General features: G+C 53.5%; 1 protein-coding gene and 1 pseudogene. One reads left to right on the top strand and one right to left on the bottom strand.

The annotated features are described in order from the left end of the window. Positions 1-1,252 (top strand): enterotoxin (locus tag ACK5JN_RS19355; protein WP_416871636.1); only part of this gene is annotated, 1,252 nt, incomplete at its 5' end. A gap of 33 nt (positions 1,253-1,285) precedes the next feature. Here ACK5JN_RS19355 and ACK5JN_RS19350 read toward each other — a convergent pair. Next, positions 1,286-1,597, bottom strand: a pseudogene (locus ACK5JN_RS19350) (16S rRNA (cytidine(1402)-2'-O)-methyltransferase); the annotation flags it as partial.

Here is a 1,597-nt window from a genome sequence, read left to right as displayed (position 1 = left end):
CGTACGTCCACGTCCATACAAGCCTTATCTGCACTACAACAGTTGGATGGATATCGGCTTCTTTACCACCTACAGCGAGCAGGACGTGCTAGGACGGATGGATGAATGGAATAAAGCGTTTATTACCGGTCGCGGCGTACCGCTGGATGCTTTCCTGCTGGATGACGGCTGGGACGATCGTACCGGACGATGGCTATTTGGTCCGGCGTTCAGTGGTGGTTTCGGCAAGGTTAAAGAGAAGGCTGACAGCATGCACAGCTCTGTCGGTTTGTGGCTCTCACCGTGGGGCGGCTACAATAAGCCGCGCGATATTCGCGTTTCACATGCCAAAGAGTATGGTTTTGAAACAGTTGACGGCAAACTGGCACTCTCCGGGCCGAACTACATCAAAAACTTCAATGAACAAATCGCCGGTCTGATTAAGAACGAGCAAATCACGTCCTTCAAACTGGACGGGATGGGTAACGCCAACTCGCATATTAAAGGTAGCCCATTCGCTTCCGACTTTGATGCCTCTATCGCCCTCTTGCACAACATGCGCAGCGCCAATCCGAATCTGTTTATCAACCTGACGACCGGTACCGATGCCAGCCCATCATGGCTGTTTTATGCTGATTCTATCTGGCGCCAGGGAGATGATATCAATCTGTATGGTCCCGGGACGGCAGTGCAACAGTGGATGACCTACCGCGATGCAGAAACCTACCGATCAATCGTGAGAAAAGGCCCGTTATTCCCGCTAAATTCCCTGATGTATCATGGAATTGTGAGTGCGGAGAATGCCTATTACGGGCTGGAAAAAGTGCAAACGGACAGCGATTTTGCCGATCAGGTATGGAGCTATTTCGCCACGGGTACCCAGCTACAGGAGCTTTACATCACACCATCGATGTTAAACAACGCCAAATGGGACGTGCTGGCACAAGCCGCAAAATGGTCGCGTGAAAACGCGCATGTGCTGGTAGATACCCACTGGGTCGGCGGCGATCCGACTGCGCTTGAGGTCTACGGCTGGGCTTCCTGGAACAAAGACAAGGCCATATTGGGCCTGCGTAACCCTTCTGATAAGCCGCAAAACTACTATCTGAATCTGACGAAGGACTTTGAAATCCCTCGTGGAGAAGCGACGCATTTCACGATGAAAGCCGTCTATGGCAGCAACGCAACGCTTCCGGAGAATTACCAGGATGCCGTCGTGGTGACGCTACAGCCACTGCAAACGCTGGTCTTTGAAGCAACACCGGTGAAATAAAAGCAAACCGGCCCGGTTTACCGGGCCGCTCTTTTACCCCTGCTGCTCCAGGGCATACTTATACAGCGCGTTTTTCTTCACGCCGTGAATTTCAGCGGCCAACGCGGCGGCTTTCTTCAGCGGCAGTTCCGCCTGCAGCAACGCCAGGGTACGCAGCGCATCTGCGGGAAGCGCTTCTTCCTGCACTTTAAACCCTTCGACGATCAGCACCATTTCGCCTTTACGACGGTTCTCATCCTCTTTCACCCACGCCAGCAGCTCACCAATGGGTGCGCCGTGGATCGATTCCCAGGTTTTGGTCAGCTCGCGCGCCAGTACCACATAGCGGGATTCGCCCAGTACCGT

This window comes from Kluyvera sp., assembly GCF_047971185.1.
In the GTDB taxonomy this organism is placed as follows: domain Bacteria; phylum Pseudomonadota; class Gammaproteobacteria; order Enterobacterales; family Enterobacteriaceae; genus Kluyvera.
The sequence above is the reverse complement of the archived record's forward strand: the minus strand, read 5'-3'. Positions and strand labels throughout refer to the sequence as shown.